We start from the raw sequence: 16,586 nt of genomic DNA, 5'->3' as shown, positions 1-16,586 counted from the left end.
GCTGGACTGTAGGAGGGCTTCACTGACATCTTGTGTCAGTGAAGTCCAGCCGTCTGATCTCGGTCCTTCTGCTGCTCCAGACCCGGGGCCGGATGACCGCCGCCCAGCTCGCCGAGGAGCTGGAGGTGTCCGTGCGGACCGTCTACCGCGACGTCGAGGCGCTGCACGCGGCCGGAGTCCCGCTCTACGGCGACGCGGGCCACTCCGGCGGCTACCGGCTGCTCGCCGGCCACCGCTCACGGCTGACCGACCTGTACACGGGCGAGGCCGAGGCGCTCTTCCTCGCCGGGATCCCCGGGGCCGCCGCCGAACTCGGCCTCGGGGCGCACTTCGTCGACGCCCAGCTCAAACTGCGGGCCTCCCTGCCCGCGCCGCTGCGCGACCATGTCGACCGGCTGCGGGCCCGCTTCCACATCGACGCCCCCGGGTGGTACGCGGAGGACACCGACGCGCCCTTCCTGCCCCAGGTCGCCGAGGCCGTACGGGCCGGCCGGGTGATCGCCGTCCGCTACCGGCGCTGGAAGGAGCCCACCGACGTCGACCGACGCCTCGAACCGTACGGACTCGTCCTCAAGGCCGGCCGCTGGTATCTGGTCGCGGGCCCCGGACCGCGCACCTACCGGGTGGACCAGATCCTCGCCATCGACGTCACCGACGAGGAGTCCGGGATTCCGGAGGGCTTCGACCTGGCCGCCCACTGGCGGGCGTCCCAGGCCGGGTTCCACGCCCGGCTCCACGCCGGCGACGCGCTCGTCCGCCTCTCGCCGGACGGGGTGAAGCGCCTCACGGGGGCGGCGGCCCGCGCGGTCGCCGCGAGCGGATCCGCCGAGCCGGACGGCTGGACGCGCGCCACGCTCCCGATCGAGTCCCTCGCCCACGCCCACGACACCTTCCTGGGGCTCGGCACGGACATCGAGGTCCTGGAGCCCGCCGAACTCCGTGCCCGCATCGCCGATACCGTCGCCCGCCTCGGCGCCCGCTACGGAACCGCCACCCCACCGACGGCGAGCGCTTCGCCGGGCGTCACGCCTCCGCCCGCCGTCACGCCTCCGCCGGGCGCCCCCACGCCTGCGCCGCGAACGCCGTGAAGTCGCGCGGCTCGCGGCCGAGGACCCGCTTCACACCGTCCGTGACCGACGCGTTGTGGCCGTCGAGCAGCATCGCGAACAGCGCCGCGAGCCACTGCGCGTCCTCGGCGGGCAGCCCGAACGTGCCCAGCAGCGCCGCGTATTCGCCCTCTCCCATCGGGATGTACACGACCTCACGGCCGGATGCCCGGGAGACCTCCGCCGCCACCTCCGCGAAGGTCAGCGTCCGGGGACCGGTCACCTCGTGCACCAGGCCCGCGTGACCGTCCCGCGTCAGCGTCTCGGCGATGACCTCCGCCAGGTCGTCCGCGTCGATGAACGGCTCCGCCGTGTCGCCCGCGGGGAACGCGATCACGCCCTCCGCCACGCCCTCCGCCATCGCGCCCTCGGTGAAGTTCTGTGCGAAGAACGCGGCCCGTACGACGGTCAGTTCGGCTCCCGAGGCGCGCAGCGCCTCCTCGGCGCGGACCGCGTCCGGCTCGCCGCGCCCGGAGAGCAGCGTCAGCCGCCGCACGCCGCTCGCCACGGCCAGTTCGCCGAAGGTCTTCATGGCCTCGACCGCGCCGGGCGCGGCGAGGTCCGGGTAGTAGTTCACGTACGCGGAGTCCGCGCCCCGCAGCGCCCCGGCCCAGGTGGTCACGTCCTCCCAGTCGAACCGGGTCGTACCGGAGCGGGAGCCCGCCCGGACGGTCGCGCCGCGGGCCGCGAGCAGCTCCGCCACCCTCCGGCCCGTCTTGCCCGTCGCGCTCGTCACCAGAATCGTCCGCGTGTCGTTCGTGTTCGTCGTCATGGCTCAAGACTCGCGGGATCCGGGCGCGTTTCCCATGTTCCACAGGCTCACGCCCATACGCCTCCGTCCACAACTGCCCTCCGTCTACGCTTGCGCTCCATGGACGCTCTCGCCGGACTCCTCGACGGACCGCGGGCCAAAGGGGCCTTCCTGCTGCGGATGATCATGGAGCCGCCGTGGTCCGTCCGGATCGAGGACCGCGCGCCGCTCTGTCTGATGTGCGTCACCGAAGGGGAGGCCTGGATCGTCCCGGACCGGGGCGAGCCCGTCCTGCTGCGGCCCGGCGACGTCGCCGTCGCCCGCGGCCCGGAGCCGTACACCGTCGCCGACGCCCCCGACGCCCCGCCGCGCGCGACCATCGGCCCCGGCGGCGTCTGCACCACCCTGAGCGGCGAGCCGCTCGCGGAGTCGATGCACCTGGGCGTACGGACCTGGGGCAACGCCCTCGACGGCTCCACCACCGTGCTCGTCGGCACCTACCAGATGGACGGCGAGGTCAGCCGACGCCTCCTCGACGCGCTGCCGCCGCTGCTCCATCTCCCCGCGGACGCCTGGAACTGTCCCCTGATGCCGTTTCTCGACGAGGAGATCGCCCGCGACGATCCCGGACAGAGCGTCGTCCTCGACCGTGTCCTCGACTTGCTCCTGATCGCCGTCGTCCGGACCTGGTTCTCCCGGCCCGGCGGGCAGGCCCCGGCCTGGTACCGCGCGATGGCCGACCCCGTCGCGGGCCGCGCCCTGCGCCTGCTCCAGGACGACCCGGCCCACCCCTGGACCGTCGCCTCTCTCGCCGCCAAGACCGGCGCGTCGCGCGCCGGCCTCGCCCGCCGTTTCACCGAGCTCGTCGGCGAGCCGCCCATGGCGTACCTGACCGGCTGGCGGCTCGCGCGCGCCGCCGACCTGCTGCGCCAGACGGACGCGACGGTCGAGTCCGTCGCCCGCCAGGTCGGCTACAGCACGGCCTTCGCCCTGAGCGCGGCGTTCAAGCGCGTGCGGGGCGTCAGCCCGCAGGAGTACCGCCGACGGGAGTGATGCCCTTTGCCGGAACGGCAAGAATTCTCGCGTTCTCCGGGGATCGGCCGCACGCTGGCGCCATGACTCACGACCACCAGCACACCCACCTCGACTGGGCCGCGATGGCGCCGCTCCTGGAGCGCCAGGCCGAACTCCACAGCCCCCTCTACACCCGCGCCGCCACCTGGCTCGGCGAGCTCGTCCCGCCCGTCGCCGTCCGTCGCGTCCTCGACGTCGGCAGTGGTCCCGGCGTCGTCACCACCCTGCTCGCCGAGGCGTTCCCGGCCGCCGAGGTCGTCGCCGTGGACGCGTCCCCGGAGCTCCTGGAGCGGGCGCGTGACCGCGCCGAGGCCCGCGGCCTGGCCGGCCGGGTCACCACGCTCCGCGCCGAACTGCCGGAGGACTTCGACTCCCTGGGCGCAGCCGACCTGATCTGGGCCGGCAACTCCACGCACCACATCGGCGACCAGCGGGCCGCTCTCGCCTCCTTCGCCGGAGTGCTGCGGCCCGGCGGCCTGATCGCCCTCGTCGAGGGCGGGCTCTACGCCCGCCATCTGCCCGCGAACATCGGCTTCGGCCGCCCCGGCCTGGAGACCAGGATCGAGGCGGCGCACGCCGACTGGTTCGCCGAGATGCGGACCGATCTGCCCGGCAGCAAGGACGAGCCGGACGACTGGCGCGAGCTCCTCGCCTCCGCCGGACTCGCGCCCAGCGGCACCCGCTCGTTCCTCACCGACGTCCCCGCGCCCGTACCGCCCTTCGTGCGCGAACAGGTCGTCGCCCACTTCACGCGTCTGCGGCACCCGCTCGCGGAGCGGATCGACGCCGAGGACGTCGCGACTCTCGACCGGCTGCTCGACCCGGCGGAGCCGCTCTCCCTGCACCGCCGCACGGACCTCTTCCACCTCTCCGCCTCGACGATCCACACCGCCCGCAAGGGCTGAGCGGCCCGCCGAGGGTCAGGACACCGGCTCCAGCTGCCACCACTGGGAGGGGGAGTCGGTGTCCTCCCACTGCCGTACGTTGCCCCCGTCGTCCATCGAGCCGTCCTCCACCTCCAGCAGCAGCCCGCTGATGAAGCTCACCAGCGCGACCGTGCCCGGCGACTGGAGGTCCTGTTCGATGATCCACTCCTGCGCGCCGAAGTTGTTCGCCTTCCACTGCTGGATGTTGGCGCCGTTCTCCGTCGAGGCGTTCGCCACGTCGAGCCGCTTGCCGCTGGCCGCGCTCACCAGGTGGTAGAGGCCGCCGCCGTTCGGTACGGGCACGATGTGCCAGTGCTGTCCGGGCGTACCGTTCTCCTTGCCCTGCTGGACGTTGGCGCCGCTGCGGCTCGATCCCTCGAACACCTCCAGCAGCAGCCCGCTGGCCACGTTCCGTACCCGGTAGAGCCCCTCGTCGACCGGCGCGGGCGAACCGCTCACTGTGCGAACTCCTTTTCCCTGGTGGTGAGATGGAAGGCGCGCCGGTAGGCGGCCGGGGAGATCCCGACCAGGGCGCGCATGTGCTGACGCAGCGAGTTCCCGCTGCCGAAGCCCGTGCGGTCCGCGATGTGATCGATCGTCAGGTCGCTGGTCTCCAGCAACTGCTTCGCCAGCTCGACCCGTTGGGCGGTGAGCCACTGCCCGGGCGTCGTACCGGCCTCGTCGCGGAAGCGGCGCGTGAAGGTCCGTACGCTCATCCGGGCGTGCTCCGCCAGCTCGGTCAGCGTCAGCGGCCGGTCGAGCCGTTCGAGCGCCCAGGCGCGGGTCGGTGCCGTGGTGGCGGTGGTCGGCTCGGGGACCGGGCGCTCGATGTACTGCGCCTGGCCGCCGTCCCGCCACGGCGGGACGACACAGCGCCGCGCGACCGCGTTGGCCGTGGCGCTGCCGTGGTCCTTCCGCACCAGATGCAGACAGAGGTCCACGCCGGCCGCCGCCCCCGCCGACGTCAGGACGTCCCCGTCGTCGACGAAGAGCACGTCCTCGTCGAGCAGGACTTCGGGGAAGAGCGAGCGGAAGTGGGCGGCCTCCCACCAGTGCGTGGTGGCCCGGCGGCCGTCGAGCAGTCCGGCCGCAGCCAGCGCGTACGCGCCGGTGCAGATCGACACCACCCGGGTGCCCGGCCGGATCAGCCCCAGCGCCTCCCGCGTCATGTCGGCCAGGCGGCCTTCGTCGGCGAGCGTCCGCAGCTCGTACGTGGGCGGAACGACGACGGTGTCGGCCGCCGCCAGCTCCTCGGGCCCGCGCTCGGCCACGATCGAGAAGCCGTCGGAGGTGCGGACCGGGGCGCCGTCGAGCGTGCACACGCGGACGTCGTAGAGGGGCGTGCCGTCCCTGGTGTACGCGGCGCCGAGAATCCGGGAGGGGATGCCCAGCTCGAACGGGATCACCCCGTCGAGAGCGAGCACGGCGACCCGGTGGGGCGGCGGCGACTCGCGCGGGGGGCTCTCCGCTGCCGGCACGAATGTGGTCATGGCCAGATTCTGTCACATCATGGCTATCTGGCCAGTACCGGTGAGTGGGAACCTCGCGGAGTCTGGGAGTCGACCAGGAAACACCGGCACCAGGAGCCCCTCCCCATGAACGACACCGCCACCGCAGCCCCCGCCACCATGCGCGCCATCACCGCCACCGCGTGGGGCGGACCCGAGGTCCTGACCGAGGACCGGATCGCCCGGCCCGAGCCGGGCCCGACCGAGATCCTCGTCCGGGTCCACGCGGCGGGTCTCAACCCCGTCGACTGGAAGTCCCGCGCCACCGGCGGCTTCGGCATGTGGGGCGAGACCCCGGTCCTCGGCTACGACGTCTCCGGCGTCGTCGAGGCGGTAGGACTCGGCGTGACGCTGTACGAGCCCGGCGACGAGGTCTTCGGCATGCCCCGCTTCCCGGAGCAGGCGGGCGGTTACGCCGAGTACGTCACCGCTCCCGCCCGACACTTCGCCCGCAAGCCCGCCGGCCTCACCCACGTCGAGGCGGCCGCGCTGCCCCTCGCCGGGCTCACCGCCTGGCAGGCGCTCGTCGAGACCGCCGCTCTGCGCGACGGACAGCGGGTCCTGATCCACGCGGCGGCCGGCGGTGTCGGCCACCTCGCCGTGCAGATCGCCAAGGCCCGCGGCGCGTACGTCATCGGCACGGCGAGCGCCGCCAAGCACGACTTCCTGCGCGGTCTCGGCGTCGACGAGCCGATCGACTACACCACGACCGACTTCGCCGAGGCCGTACGGGACGTGGACGTGGTCCTCGACGCCATCGGCGGCGACTACGGCACGCGCTCGCTGCCCGTGCTGCGCGACGGCGGCACGCTGGTGACGCTGCCGTCGCCCGACGCCGTACCGACGGCCCCCGGGCGCGGCATCCGCACCGGGTTCACCCTCGTCGAGCCGGACTACGCCGGGCTGCTCGCTCTCGCCGACCTGGTGGAGACGGGACGGCTGCGGCCCGAGGTCGACACCGTCCTGCCGCTGGCCGACGCGGCCAAGGCACACGAGCTGGGCGAGTCGGGCCGGACGCGCGGCAAGATCGTCCTGACCGTCTGAGCCGGAACGTGCGTGGGGGCGCCGGAATCCGGCGCCCCCACGGCCCACGCTCGATCAGGCGCCGGCGTTGAACTCGCCCGGGTGCGGACCCAGGCGCCGGTCCTCGTCGAGGACGGCGATCGCCGCCATGTCCTCGTCGTCCAGTTCGAAGCCGAAGACGTTGATGTTCTCCCGGATACGGGACGGGGTCACCGACTTCGGGATGACCACGTTCCCCGTCTGCAGGTGCCAGCGCAGCACCACCTGGGCCGGCGTGCGGCCGTGCTTCTGCGCGACGGCGACGATCGCCGGCACCTCCAGCAGACCCCGGCCCTGCCCCAGCGGCGACCAGGCCTCGGTCGCGATGCCGTGACGGGCGTGCGCCTCGCGCGAGGCCGCCTGCTGCAGATGCGGGTGGAGCTCGATCTGATTGACCGCGGGAACGACGGAGGTCTCCCCGATCAGCCGCTCCAGGTGCTCCGGAAGGAAGTTGGAGACGCCGATCGCCTTCGCCCGGCCGTCGGCGTAGATCTTCTCGAACGCCCGGAACGTGTCGACGTAGGCGTCCTTCGCCGGTACGGGCCAGTGGATCAGGTACAGGTCGACGTAGTCCAGGCCCAGCTTGTCGAGCGAGGCGTCGAAGGCCTTCAGCGTCGTGTCGTGGCCCTGCTCGCTGTTCCACAGCTTGGTGGTGACGAACAGCTCCTCGCGGGGGATGCCGGACTCGGCGATCGCCCGGCCGGTGCCCGTCTCGTTCTCGTAGATCGCGGCCGTGTCGACGGAGCGGTAGCCGGCCTCCAGGGCCGTCGCCACCGCCCGGGTCGCCTCGTCGTCCGGCACCTGCCAGACGCCGAAGCCGAGCTGCGGCATCTCCACGCCGTTGTTCAGGGTGAGGGAGGGGACCCTGCTGTCCATGCTCACGTGCGGTCGATCCTTACGTCGTCGGGTGGTACTCCCCACGTCAACGGTCGAAGGCGCTGTCGCATTCCGCCGGTCCGGGGGCCGTGTCGGTCTCGTCGATCACGTGTCCATGACCGTGCCCGGTGCGGAGCCGAGGTACGCCTCCCGCACCGCGGCGTCCGCCCGGACCTCTGCCGCGCTCCCCTCGGCGAGGATCCGGCCGAGGTCCAGGACCACGACACGCGAGCACAGCTCCATCACGAAGGCCACGTTGTGCTCGACGAGCAGCACCGCGCAGTTCTCCTCGTCGGCCGCGTGGCGCACGACGGCGGCGAGCTGACGGCGCTCCTCGGCGGTCGTGCCGGACGCGGGCTCGTCCAGCAGGAGGACCCGGGGCGGGTCGGCGAGCGCCCGGGCGAGTTCGACCATGCGGGCCTGCCCCACGGGGAGCGCACCCGCGTACGAGCCGGCGAGCGCGTCGAGCCCGCACCCGTGGAGCACGGCGGCGGCCCGCTCCCGGTGGCCGCGCGCACCCCGGCGCGGCCCGCCCCGCCAGTCCTGGGCCACGACCAGATTGTCCGTCACCGTCAACTGCCCGAAGAGCTGCTGGCGTTGGAAGGTGCGGCGGATGCCGTGGCGGGCCCGCCAGACGGGGGAGCGCCGGGTGATGTCCGTGTCGGCGTACTGGATCGAGCCGGCGTCCGGCCGTCTGATCCCCGACAGGACGTCGAAGAGGGTCGTCTTGCCCGCGCCGTTGGGGCCGATGAGACCGCAGATCTCACCGGGGCGTACGGCGATGGTCACGTCGCGCAGGGCGTGGACGCCGCCGAAGCGCACGTCGATTCCCTCCGCACGGAGCAGCGCACGGGTCATCGGCGGACTCCCGTCCCCAGGTAGGCCTCGGCGAGCCGGTCCGGATCCACCTCGGAGCGAGGCCCCGACCAGGCGATCCCGCCCTGCGCCAGGTACGCGACGGTGTCGGCGATGCCGAGCACCTCGGCCGCCTTCTCCTCGACCAGGACCAGCGCGGTGCCGTGCGCGCGGAGCTCGGTGAGGAGCCGGAAGACCTCGTCCACGACTCGGGGGGCGAGACCGAGGGAGGGCTCGTCGGCGACGAGGACCTCCGGCGGGTGCTGGAGCAGCGGCGCGAGCGCGAGGAGCTGCTGCTCCCCGCCCGAGAGCGACCCGGCGTGGACCGTGCGGCGGGCGGCGAGCACGGGGAAGCGGGCGTAGACCGCCTCCCGGTCCCCGGGGGCCGGCAGCTGCAGGGTCAGGTTCTCCTCGATCGAGAGCCCGGCGAAGATCCCCCGGCCCTCCGGCGCGAGCCGGACCCCGCGCCGCGCCCGGTCGACCGCGCCGTCCCGGGTGCCGTCCGCTCCCCGTACCCGTACCAGACCGCCGGCCGGCCGCAGCAGGCCCGCGGCCACCCGGCACACGGTGGACTTCCCGGCCCCGTTCGGGCCGAGCAGGACGAGAACCTCGCCGCCGCGCACCGCGAGATCCACGCCGTGCAGCACGGACGCGCCGCCGTATCCGGCCCGTACACCCCGCAGTTCGAGGGCGTACGGCTGCGAAGGGGGCCCGCCCGTGGCGGCGACCGTGGCGCGGGTCGCGGCGGGCTCGGAGACGCCGGCCGGGGCGGGCCCTGCCGTACCGGCCGTGGCGGCCGTGTCCGTCCTACCCGTATCCGTACCCGTACCCGCACCCGTCGCCGTCGTGCGGGCGCGCGCCCGCGCCGCTCGTCTGGACGGCAGCGCCGCGCAGTACCCGTCCGGGTCGTTCGCGAGGGCGAGGCCCGCCAGACCGAAGAGGATCACCGGCAGATGCGCGGACTCCGTCACGTAGGTCGCCAGAAGATGAGGGACCACCGCGAAGACCAGCCCCGCCACCACCGCGAACTGCGGCCTGCGGACCCCCGCCGCGACGACGACGGCCAGCCACACCAGCCCCGTCATCGCCGTGAAGTCGGTCGCCGTGATCCGCGTGCTGTACGAGGCGTACAGCACGCCCCCGAAGCCCGCGAGCCCCGCCGACACCGTGAAGAGCAGGAGCTTCGTCCGCACCACCGAGACGCCCGACGCCGCGGCGGCCTCCGGCGCCGAACGGACCGCGAGGATCGCCCGGCCCCACCGGGAGCCGCGCAGCCAGGTCAGCCCCGCCACCACCGCGCCGCAGAGCACCACGAGCGCGAGCCCCAGCGCCCGGTCGTCCGCCAGGTCCACCGGACCCACCACCGGCCGGGGGATCTCCCACCCGGTGTCGCCGTTGCGCAGCCACCCCAGCTGGAAGAGCACCTGGTCCGCGAGGAAGGCGAGGGCCAGGGTGGCGAGGGCCAGCGACCGCCCGCCGAGCCGCAGCGCGGGCAGCGCGACCACCGCGCCCAGGAGCGCCGCCGCGGCCGTGCCGACCGCCGCGGCGGCCACGAACGGCCAGCCCTGGCTCATCAGCAGTCCCGCGACGAGGGCGGCCCCGGTCACGAACGTCGCCTGGGCGAGCGACACCATCGCTCCGAGGCCGGTCACCACGGTGAAGGACATGAACACCAGCCCGATCGCCAGCCCTTGGGCCAGGATCCCGCTCCAGAACGGTGTGGTGACGGTGTAGAAGGCCGTACCGAGCAGCACGGCCGCCACGATCCAGGCCCCCCAGCGGCGCCGCCGGTCCTTCCCGGCCAGGTAGTCGACCGGCGGCGGGTCCGCCGCGGCCGTGCCCGCCGCGCGCCTGCGCTGTGCGAGGACGACGAGGCCGGCGAAGAGGATGAGGAACGGTACGGCGGTACGGAAACCGGTGAGGTCCTCGGCGAAGGAGGAGTACCCGGCGACGAGGTTCTGCAGCACCCCGAGCCCGAGCCCGCCCGCGAACGCCAGCGGCACCGAGGCGAAACGCCCGAGGACCGCCGCCGTCGCGGAGACGAAGAGGAACAGGGTGTAGTCATGGGCGGAGAGCCCGAGGAGCGGGGTCGCGAGGACGCCGGCCAGGCCCGCGAGACCGGACGAGAGCATCCACGCGATCGAGGACAGCCGGTCCGCGCTGACGCCCCGCAGCTCGGTCAGCGAGCGGTTGTCGACGGCCGCCCGCAGCAGCAGCCCGAGCCGGGTGTGCCGCATCAGCACCCACAGTCCGGCCGCCGCGAGCGCCGTCGCGACCCAGGTGATGAGCTGGTCGGAGTCGATGCCGACGCCGTCGAGCGGCTGCCAGGACACCGCGGGGCTCGGGCCGACACCGGGCAGCCCGAACTGGTTCTCCGCCGGCAGGACCGGTGCGCCGGCCCGCTCCAGCAGCTCGACCACCCACAGCCCGGCCGCCGGCAGCGCCACCAGCAGGCCGATCGTGGCCACGATCTGTGCCGTCTCCCCGACCTCGGCGAGTGTGCGGAACATCAGCCGGTCGAGGCCCCAGCCGAGCGCGGGCGCGACCACGAGCACCAGCAGCAGGGCGGTGGGCACGGCGGGCCAGCCGAAGCCGGAGTGCAGCTCGTAGAAGGCCAGCGCGCAGAGGTAGGCGGTGGCGCCGTGCGCGAAGTTGAAGAGTCCGGAGGCGGAGTACGACAGGACGAGCCCGGTCGCGAGCAGCGCGTACAGCGCGCCCGAGACCAGCCCGCTCAGGACGAAGCCCAGCAGGTCACCCACGCGAACGCGCCTCTCAGCCGAAGGGGATCGGCGGATAGCACTTGAAGGGCACCGCCACCTCGTACCGCCCGTTCTTCAGCCGGACCAGCGCCCCGCAGCCGAAGCTCTCCTTCTGCCCCTTGGGCTCGGCCCGGTCGCCCACGAGGGTCCCGGTGTCGGAGAAGCCGTTCGCGGCCCGCTGGAAGGACTCCACGGTGAGGTCCTCGCCCGCCTTCTCGGCGATGGAGAGGAAGAGGTCGGCGCTCATGTATCCGGTCATCATGTGCATGTTGAGCGGAACGTCCGTGCCGCCCGCCGCCTTCCTGATGTCCGCCTTGAACTGCCGCATCGCGGGGCTGTCGGCCTCGAACGGCTGGAACTGCAGCAGCACATGGACCCCGTCGAGCGCCTGCTTCGTCGCGTCCTTCGTGAGCAGCCCGGGATCGTAGTCCGTCGGGTCGGAGAGCAGGCCCTTGTACCCGGACCGCTTCAGTGCGGTGAACAGGCCGATGTTGTACGGCGTCTGCATCACGGAGACCACGGCGTCGGGGGCCCCGCCGCCCGGGCCCGAGCGCAGGATCTCCTTGGTGTACGCCGACCAGTCGCTGGGCATCGAGGTCGCGGGCACCACGGCCTTCGCGTAGGGGACGTCGAAGCCCGCCGCCTTGAATCCCTGGGTGAATGTGCGGATGCCGAACTTTCCGGCGTCGTTGTCACCCGCGATGAGCGCGACCGACTTGCCGCGCGCACCGCCGAGCACGGCGGCCAGGCCCTCGGGCCAGGTCTGGTTGAGCGTGCCGCCGGGGGTCGGGACGAGGCAGCCGTTGAAGCCGTAGATGTGCTTCGGGCCGCAGAACGACGGGAGCGTGCCCCAGCCCACGGTCGGGACCTTCTGGCCGTCGAGGAAGTCGGCTCCGGCGAAGGTGACCGAGCTCATGGGGGAGACCGCGAAGACCTTGTCCTGCTGCACGAGCTTGCGGGCCGCCGCCAGGTTTTTGGCCGGGTCCTGGCCGTCGTCCTCGGCGCCCAGGTAGTCGATCCTCCGGCCGTTGATCCCGCCCTCGGCGTTGGCCCGGTCGTAGCGGGCCCTGGCGCCGAGGTCGGTGTCCTTCTTGGAGTAGCCGCTCGCTGTGGTCATGGAGACGATGCCGCCGACCTTGATCGCGTCGGCGGTGACTCCGCGTGCGGAGGATCCGGAGGAGCCGGGCGTCTCCGAACTCCCGCCGGTGGAGGCGGAGTTGCAGGCTGTGGCCAGGAGCAGGGCCGCCGCAGCGGCGGCGAGGGTGCGGATCGGTCGCGGCACGTCGGTCGTCCCTCCGTCGGGTGACCGCATTCTGTGACCGGGCTGATGAACCGTCAATAACTGATACAGCGTCAATTGATGATGCGTCAGAAACCCTTGACCGCAGCCCCGGTCAGCCGTACAGCGCCTCGACCTCCGCCGCGTACGCCTTCTCGATCGCTTTGCGCTTCAGCTTGAGCGAGGGGGTGAGCAGTCCGTGCTCCTCGCTGAACGGATGGGCCAGGATCCGGAAGGTCCGGATCGACTCCGCCTGCGAGACCAGGGTGTTGGCCGCCACCACCGCCCGCCGGATCTCCGTCTCCAGGGTCGGGTCGCGCACCAGGTCGGCCGCCGGCAGCGGCGCACGCCCCTGCATCGCCAGCCAGTGGTCGACCGCCTCCTGGTCCATCGTCACCAGCGCGGCGATGTAGGGCCGGTCGTTGCCCACCACGATGCACTGGGCGATCAGCGGATGCGCCCGTACACGCTCCTCCAGGCCGGCGGGCGAGACGCTCTTGCCGCCCGAGGTCACCAGGATCTCCTTCTTGCGCCCGGTGATGGTCAGAAAGCCGTCCTCGTCGAGCATCCCCAGGTCGCCGGTGGCCAGCCAGCCGTCGTTGAGGACGGCCGAGGTGGCCTGCGGATTGTTGAGGTACCCGGAGAAGACCTGGCCGCCGTGCAGCCACACCTCCCCGTCCTCGGCGATGTGCACCGTCGTCCCCGGCACCGGCTGCCCGACCGTTCCGTACTTGACGCGCTCGGGCGGGTTCGCCGTCGCCGCCGCGGAGGACTCCGTCAGGCCGTACCCCTCGAAGACGGTCACCCCGGCGCCCTCGAAGAAGAGGCCGAGGCGCCGGTCCATGCCCGAGCCGCCCGACATCGCGTGCCGGACACGCCCGCCCATGGCGTCACGGACCTTCCCGTACACGACCTTCTCGAAGAACTGGTGCTGCATCCGGAGCCCGGCCGACGGCCCCGGACCGATGCCGAACGCCTTGTGCTCCATCGCCTCGGCGTACTTCACCGCCACGTCGACGGCCTTGTCGAACGGGCCCGCCTTCCCGTCGCTCTCGGCCTTGCGGCGGGCGGCGTGGAAGACCTTCTCGAAGATGTAGGGCACGGCCAGGATGAACGTCGGCCGGAAGGAGGCCAGGTCCGGCAGGAGCGCGGACGCCGCCAACACCGGCTGGTGCCCCATCTTCACCCCGCTCTGCACCGCCGCGACCTCCACCATCCGCCCGAAGACATGGGCGAGGGGGAGGAAGAGCAGGGTCGAGGCCTCGTCGCCCGGCTTGGAGTGGAAGACCGGCTCCCAACGGCCGACCAGCATGTCCGTCTCGAACATGAAGTTGGAGTGGGTGATCACGCAGCCCTTGGGGCGGCCCGTGGTGCCCGAGGTGTAGATGATCGTGGCCACCGACTCCGGTGTCACCGCGCGGCGGTGCCGCTGTACCACCTCCTCGTCGATCTCCGTACCCGCCGCCATCAGCTCGTCCACCGCGCCCGCGTCCAGCTGCCACAGCCGCTGGAGCCGCGGCAGCCGGTCGACCACCGAACCGATCGTCATCGCGTGGTCCTCGTGCTCCACCACGCAGGCGGTGACCTCGGCGTCGTGCAGCATCCAGTAGACCTGCTCGGCCGACGAGGTGGGGTAGATCGGCACCGACTGGGCGCCCAGCGTCCAGAGCGCGAAGTCGAACAGGGTCCATTCGTAGCGGGTCCTGGCCATGATGGCGACCCGGTCGGCGAACCGCACGCCGTGCGCGATCAGCCCCTTCGCGAGCGCGAGCACCTCGTCCCTGAACTGCGCCGAGGTCACGTCCTGCCACTCGCCCGCGGCATCCTTGCGGCCGAAGGCGACCCGGTCGGGCGTCTGTTCGGCGTGGTCGAACACGGCGTCCGCCAGGCCGCCGACCTGAGGCGCCGCCTCGATGGGCGGCACGGTGAACTCGCGCAAAGACCTGCTCCTCGACCGCTCGTTGTCGCGCTCCGTACGGCGCGGGTGACGGTACCCCACCCGACTGGCGGGCGGGAGGGCCTTCACCAAGCCGGGACATTGGGTGTTGTCACAGGTCAGGGGAGGGGAACAGGGCAAGTGGCGGGTGGCCGGGGGTCGTTACTGACCGTGGGGTAAGTACGTCGAGTGGGAATCTCCACGGAATCTGTACCGGCCGCTCACTCGCTCGCCCAGGGTTCAGGGGCCGAGCGGTCCGGCGGCCGGGCGGGGCCGGTGCAACCGGTCGCCACCCGCGAGGATCGCCGAGGCCAGGGCGTCGGCCGCCTCCTGCGCCTCACCGCGCTGCCGCCCCTTGCGCAGGACGAAGTCGACGTCGCCCAGGTCCGGCAGCCCCGCACGGGCCGGCAGTTGCGACAGACCGGGTGGTACCAGCCCACGGGTGTGCGCCATCACCCCCAGACCGGCCCGCGCCGCCGCGATGTTCGCGCTCAGACTGCTGCTCGTGCACGCGATCCGCCAGGCCCGCCCCTGCGCCTCCAGGGCTTCAAGGGCCCGGGCACGGGTGATGCCCGGCGGCGGGAAGACGATCAGCGGCACCGGACGGTCCGGGTCGAGACGGAGCCGCGGCGCGCCGATCCAGATCAGCGAGTCCTGCCAGACCAGCTCGCCCGCACTCTCCTCCGTGCGCCGCTTGGCGAGGATCAGGTCGAGCCGGCCCGCCTCCAGCCGGGCGTCGAGCGTCCCGGACAGCTCGACCGTCAGCTCGAGATCCACCTCGGGGTGCTCGCGCCGGAAGGTCTCCAGGATCTCGGGCAGCCGGGTCACCACGAAGTCCTCGGATGCCCCGAAGCGCAGCCGCCCGCGCAGCCGGGTCCCGGTGAAGTAGGCGGCCGCCCGCTCATGGGCCCGGAGGATCGTCCGGGCGAAGCCGAGCATCGCCTCGCCGTCCTCCGTCAGCTCGACCCTGTGGGTGTCGCGCGTGAACAGCGGACGCCCGGTGGCGTCCTCGAGCCGCCGCACATGCTGGCTCACGGTCGACTGCCGCACCCCGAGCCGGCGGGCGGCCTGGGTGAAGCTCAGCGTCTGCGCGACGGCGAGAAAGGTACGGAGCTGCGCCGGTTCGTACACAGCGCCCAGGTTAGCGCGGTCATCGCGCAACGTGATGACAGTCAGAGCGCTGTACGGGATTCCCGATCGCCGGGCCGGGGAGCAGGATGGGGAGGCACGATCTGTCGCCCGAGAGCAGTGGAGCACATGAGCCGCCGTACCCCCCTCCTGCCGTCCCGGCTGCCGGTCGACCCGTACATCGCGGCCCTGCTCGCGACGGTCGGCATCGCGGCGCTGCTGCCCGCCTCCGGCGCGGCCGCGACGGTCGCCGACGGGGCCTCGACGGCGGCCATCGCACTGCTCTTCTTCCTGTACGGCGCGCGGCTGTCCACCCGTGAGGCGCTGGACGGGCTCAAGCACTGGCGGCTCCACGCCACGGTCCTCGCGGCGACCTTCGCCGTCTTCCCGCTGCTCGGACTGGCGGCGAAGGGGCTGGTCCCGGCCGTTCTCACGCCCCCGCTCTACAGCGGCCTGCTCTTCCTCTGCCTGGTGCCGTCCACCGTCCAGTCCTCGATCGCGTTCACCTCGATCGCCCGGGGCAACGTCCCCGCCGCGATCTGCGCGGGGTCCTTCTCCTCGCTGGCCGGCATCGTTCTCACCCCGCTGCTCGCCGCCGTGCTCCTCGGTGGCGGAGCGGGCGGATTCTCGGCCGACTCGCTCCTGAAGATCGTGCTCCAGCTCCTCGTGCCCTTCCTGGCGGGACAGGCGCTGCGGCGCTGGGTCGGCGGGTTCGTCGTCCGGAGGAAGAAGGTGCTCGGGTACGTCGACCGGGGCTCGATCCTGCTCGTCGTCTACACGGCCTTCAGCCACGGCATGGTCGCCGGCATCTGGCACCAGGTCACCCCGGTGCGGCTCGGACTGCTGCTCGTCGTCGAGGCGGTGCTGCTCGCCGTGATGCTGGCCCTGACCTGGTACGGCGCGAGGCGGCTCGGTTTCGGCCGCGAGGACCGGATCACGATCCAGTTCGCGGGCTCGAAGAAGAGCCTGGCGGCCGGGCTCCCGATGGCGAGCGTGCTGTTCGGAGCGCAGGCCTCCCTGGCGGTCCTGCCCCTGATGCTCTTCCACCAGATGCAGCTGATGGTCTGCGCGGTCGTCGCCGGACGCCGCGCCCACGACCCGGAACAGCCCCCGGAGGCCGCAACGCCCCTGCCCGACCGAGCCCCGGAGCCCGCGACGGCCGTGAGGCGCTGAGGCCGCGCCCGGTGGGCGGCGAGGGGGGCCGGCGTCCCGCCGCGGGCGGCGGCGGGGCGCCGGGTGACTCGCCGTGGCCGTTTGCGGGACGTCGGCCGACCCGCCGTGGGCGTTGGCGGGATCACGTCCCCGGGCCCACCGCGGTGATCATCC

The 16,586-nt window shown here is 72.9% G+C and carries 14 protein-coding genes; 5 read left to right on the top strand and 9 right to left on the bottom strand.

The window, feature by feature from the left end; translation table 11 throughout:
• The first annotated feature begins 38 nt into the window (after nucleotides 1-38).
• Nucleotides 39-1,088 carry a helix-turn-helix transcriptional regulator gene (locus tag ACF1G2_RS04490; RefSeq protein ID WP_391796801.1) on the top strand — a complete coding sequence of 350 codons (1,050 nt, stop codon included), beginning with the start codon at nucleotides 39-41 and terminating at the stop codon, nucleotides 1,086-1,088.
• On the opposite strand, the gene ACF1G2_RS04485 is transcribed toward ACF1G2_RS04490, so the two are convergent.
• On the bottom strand, nucleotides 1,042-1,878 hold the full coding sequence (locus ACF1G2_RS04485; RefSeq protein ID WP_391796800.1) for an NmrA family NAD(P)-binding protein: 837 nt from the start codon (nucleotides 1,876-1,878) through the stop codon (nucleotides 1,042-1,044). The genes ACF1G2_RS04490 and ACF1G2_RS04485 overlap by 47 nt on opposite strands.
• Nucleotides 1,879-1,977: 99 nt before the next feature.
• Between ACF1G2_RS04485 and ACF1G2_RS04480 the strand changes: the two genes are divergently transcribed.
• Together ACF1G2_RS04480 and ACF1G2_RS04475 are read left to right on the top strand one after the other, a co-directional pair.
• The gene (locus ACF1G2_RS04480; RefSeq protein ID WP_391796799.1) at nucleotides 1,978-2,910 is read left to right on the top strand and encodes a cupin domain-containing protein; all 933 of its coding nucleotides are present in this window, start codon (nucleotides 1,978-1,980) and stop codon (nucleotides 2,908-2,910) included.
• Nucleotides 2,911-2,972: 62 nt separating this feature from the next.
• Nucleotides 2,973-3,836, top strand: coding sequence for a class I SAM-dependent methyltransferase (locus ACF1G2_RS04475; RefSeq protein WP_391796798.1), 864 nt, complete (start codon nucleotides 2,973-2,975; stop codon nucleotides 3,834-3,836).
• A 15-nt stretch (nucleotides 3,837-3,851) separates the two neighbouring features.
• Here the strand turns inward: ACF1G2_RS04475 and ACF1G2_RS04470 are convergent, their stop codons facing one another.
• Nucleotides 3,852-4,316, bottom strand: coding sequence for an RICIN domain-containing protein (locus ACF1G2_RS04470; protein ID WP_391796797.1), 465 nt, complete (start codon nucleotides 4,314-4,316; stop codon nucleotides 3,852-3,854).
• Nucleotides 4,313-5,347, bottom strand: a complete 1,035-nt coding sequence (locus ACF1G2_RS04465; RefSeq protein ID WP_391796796.1) for a GlxA family transcriptional regulator — start codon at nucleotides 5,345-5,347, stop codon at nucleotides 4,313-4,315. The genes ACF1G2_RS04470 and ACF1G2_RS04465 overlap by 4 nt, the downstream gene beginning before the upstream one ends.
• A 105-nt stretch (nucleotides 5,348-5,452) precedes the next feature.
• Between ACF1G2_RS04465 and ACF1G2_RS04460 the strand changes: the two genes are divergently transcribed.
• On the top strand, nucleotides 5,453-6,409 hold the full coding sequence (locus tag ACF1G2_RS04460) for an NADP-dependent oxidoreductase (RefSeq protein ID WP_391796795.1): 957 nt from the start codon (nucleotides 5,453-5,455) through the stop codon (nucleotides 6,407-6,409).
• A 54-nt stretch (nucleotides 6,410-6,463) separates the two neighbouring features.
• Here ACF1G2_RS04460 and ACF1G2_RS04455 read toward each other — a convergent pair whose 3' ends face one another.
• The 6 genes from ACF1G2_RS04455 to ACF1G2_RS04430 form a co-directional block, all read right to left on the bottom strand.
• Entirely contained in the window at nucleotides 6,464-7,303 is an 840-nt protein-coding gene (locus tag ACF1G2_RS04455) for an aldo/keto reductase (protein WP_391797035.1), read from the bottom strand.
• A gap of 105 nt (nucleotides 7,304-7,408) precedes the next feature.
• Nucleotides 7,409-8,161 carry an ABC transporter ATP-binding protein gene (locus ACF1G2_RS04450; protein WP_391796794.1) on the bottom strand — a complete coding sequence of 251 codons (753 nt, stop codon included), beginning with the start codon at nucleotides 8,159-8,161 and terminating at the stop codon, nucleotides 7,409-7,411.
• Nucleotides 8,158-10,917: an ATP-binding cassette domain-containing protein gene (locus ACF1G2_RS04445; RefSeq protein ID WP_391796793.1), complete on the bottom strand. Its 2,760-nt coding sequence runs from the start codon at nucleotides 10,915-10,917 to the stop codon at nucleotides 8,158-8,160. Before ACF1G2_RS04445 ends, ACF1G2_RS04450 begins: the two co-directional genes overlap by 4 nt.
• 13 nt (nucleotides 10,918-10,930) lie before the next feature.
• Entirely contained in the window at nucleotides 10,931-12,199 is a 1,269-nt protein-coding gene (locus tag ACF1G2_RS04440; RefSeq protein ID WP_391796792.1) for an ABC transporter substrate-binding protein, read from the bottom strand.
• A gap of 112 nt (nucleotides 12,200-12,311) precedes the next feature.
• Entirely contained in the window at nucleotides 12,312-14,135 is a 1,824-nt protein-coding gene (locus ACF1G2_RS04435; RefSeq protein WP_391796791.1) for an AMP-dependent synthetase/ligase, read from the bottom strand.
• A 237-nt stretch (nucleotides 14,136-14,372) separates the two neighbouring features.
• Complete coding sequence (locus ACF1G2_RS04430) at nucleotides 14,373-15,263, bottom strand: LysR substrate-binding domain-containing protein (RefSeq protein WP_391796790.1); 891 nt, start codon at nucleotides 15,261-15,263, stop codon at nucleotides 14,373-14,375.
• 126 nt (nucleotides 15,264-15,389) lie between these two features.
• On the opposite strand from ACF1G2_RS04430, the gene ACF1G2_RS04425 reads away from it, so the two are divergent.
• Entirely contained in the window at nucleotides 15,390-16,433 is a 1,044-nt protein-coding gene (locus tag ACF1G2_RS04425) for a bile acid:sodium symporter family protein (RefSeq protein ID WP_391796789.1), read from the top strand.
• Nucleotides 16,434-16,586 lie beyond the last annotated feature (153 nt).

The sequence above is a fragment of the Streptomyces sp. NPDC013457 genome, from assembly GCF_043089925.1.
Taxonomy (GTDB): Bacteria; Actinomycetota; Actinomycetes; order Streptomycetales; family Streptomycetaceae; genus Streptomyces.
Note: the sequence above shows the minus strand (reverse complement) of the source record. Positions and strands in the feature narration are given on the sequence as shown.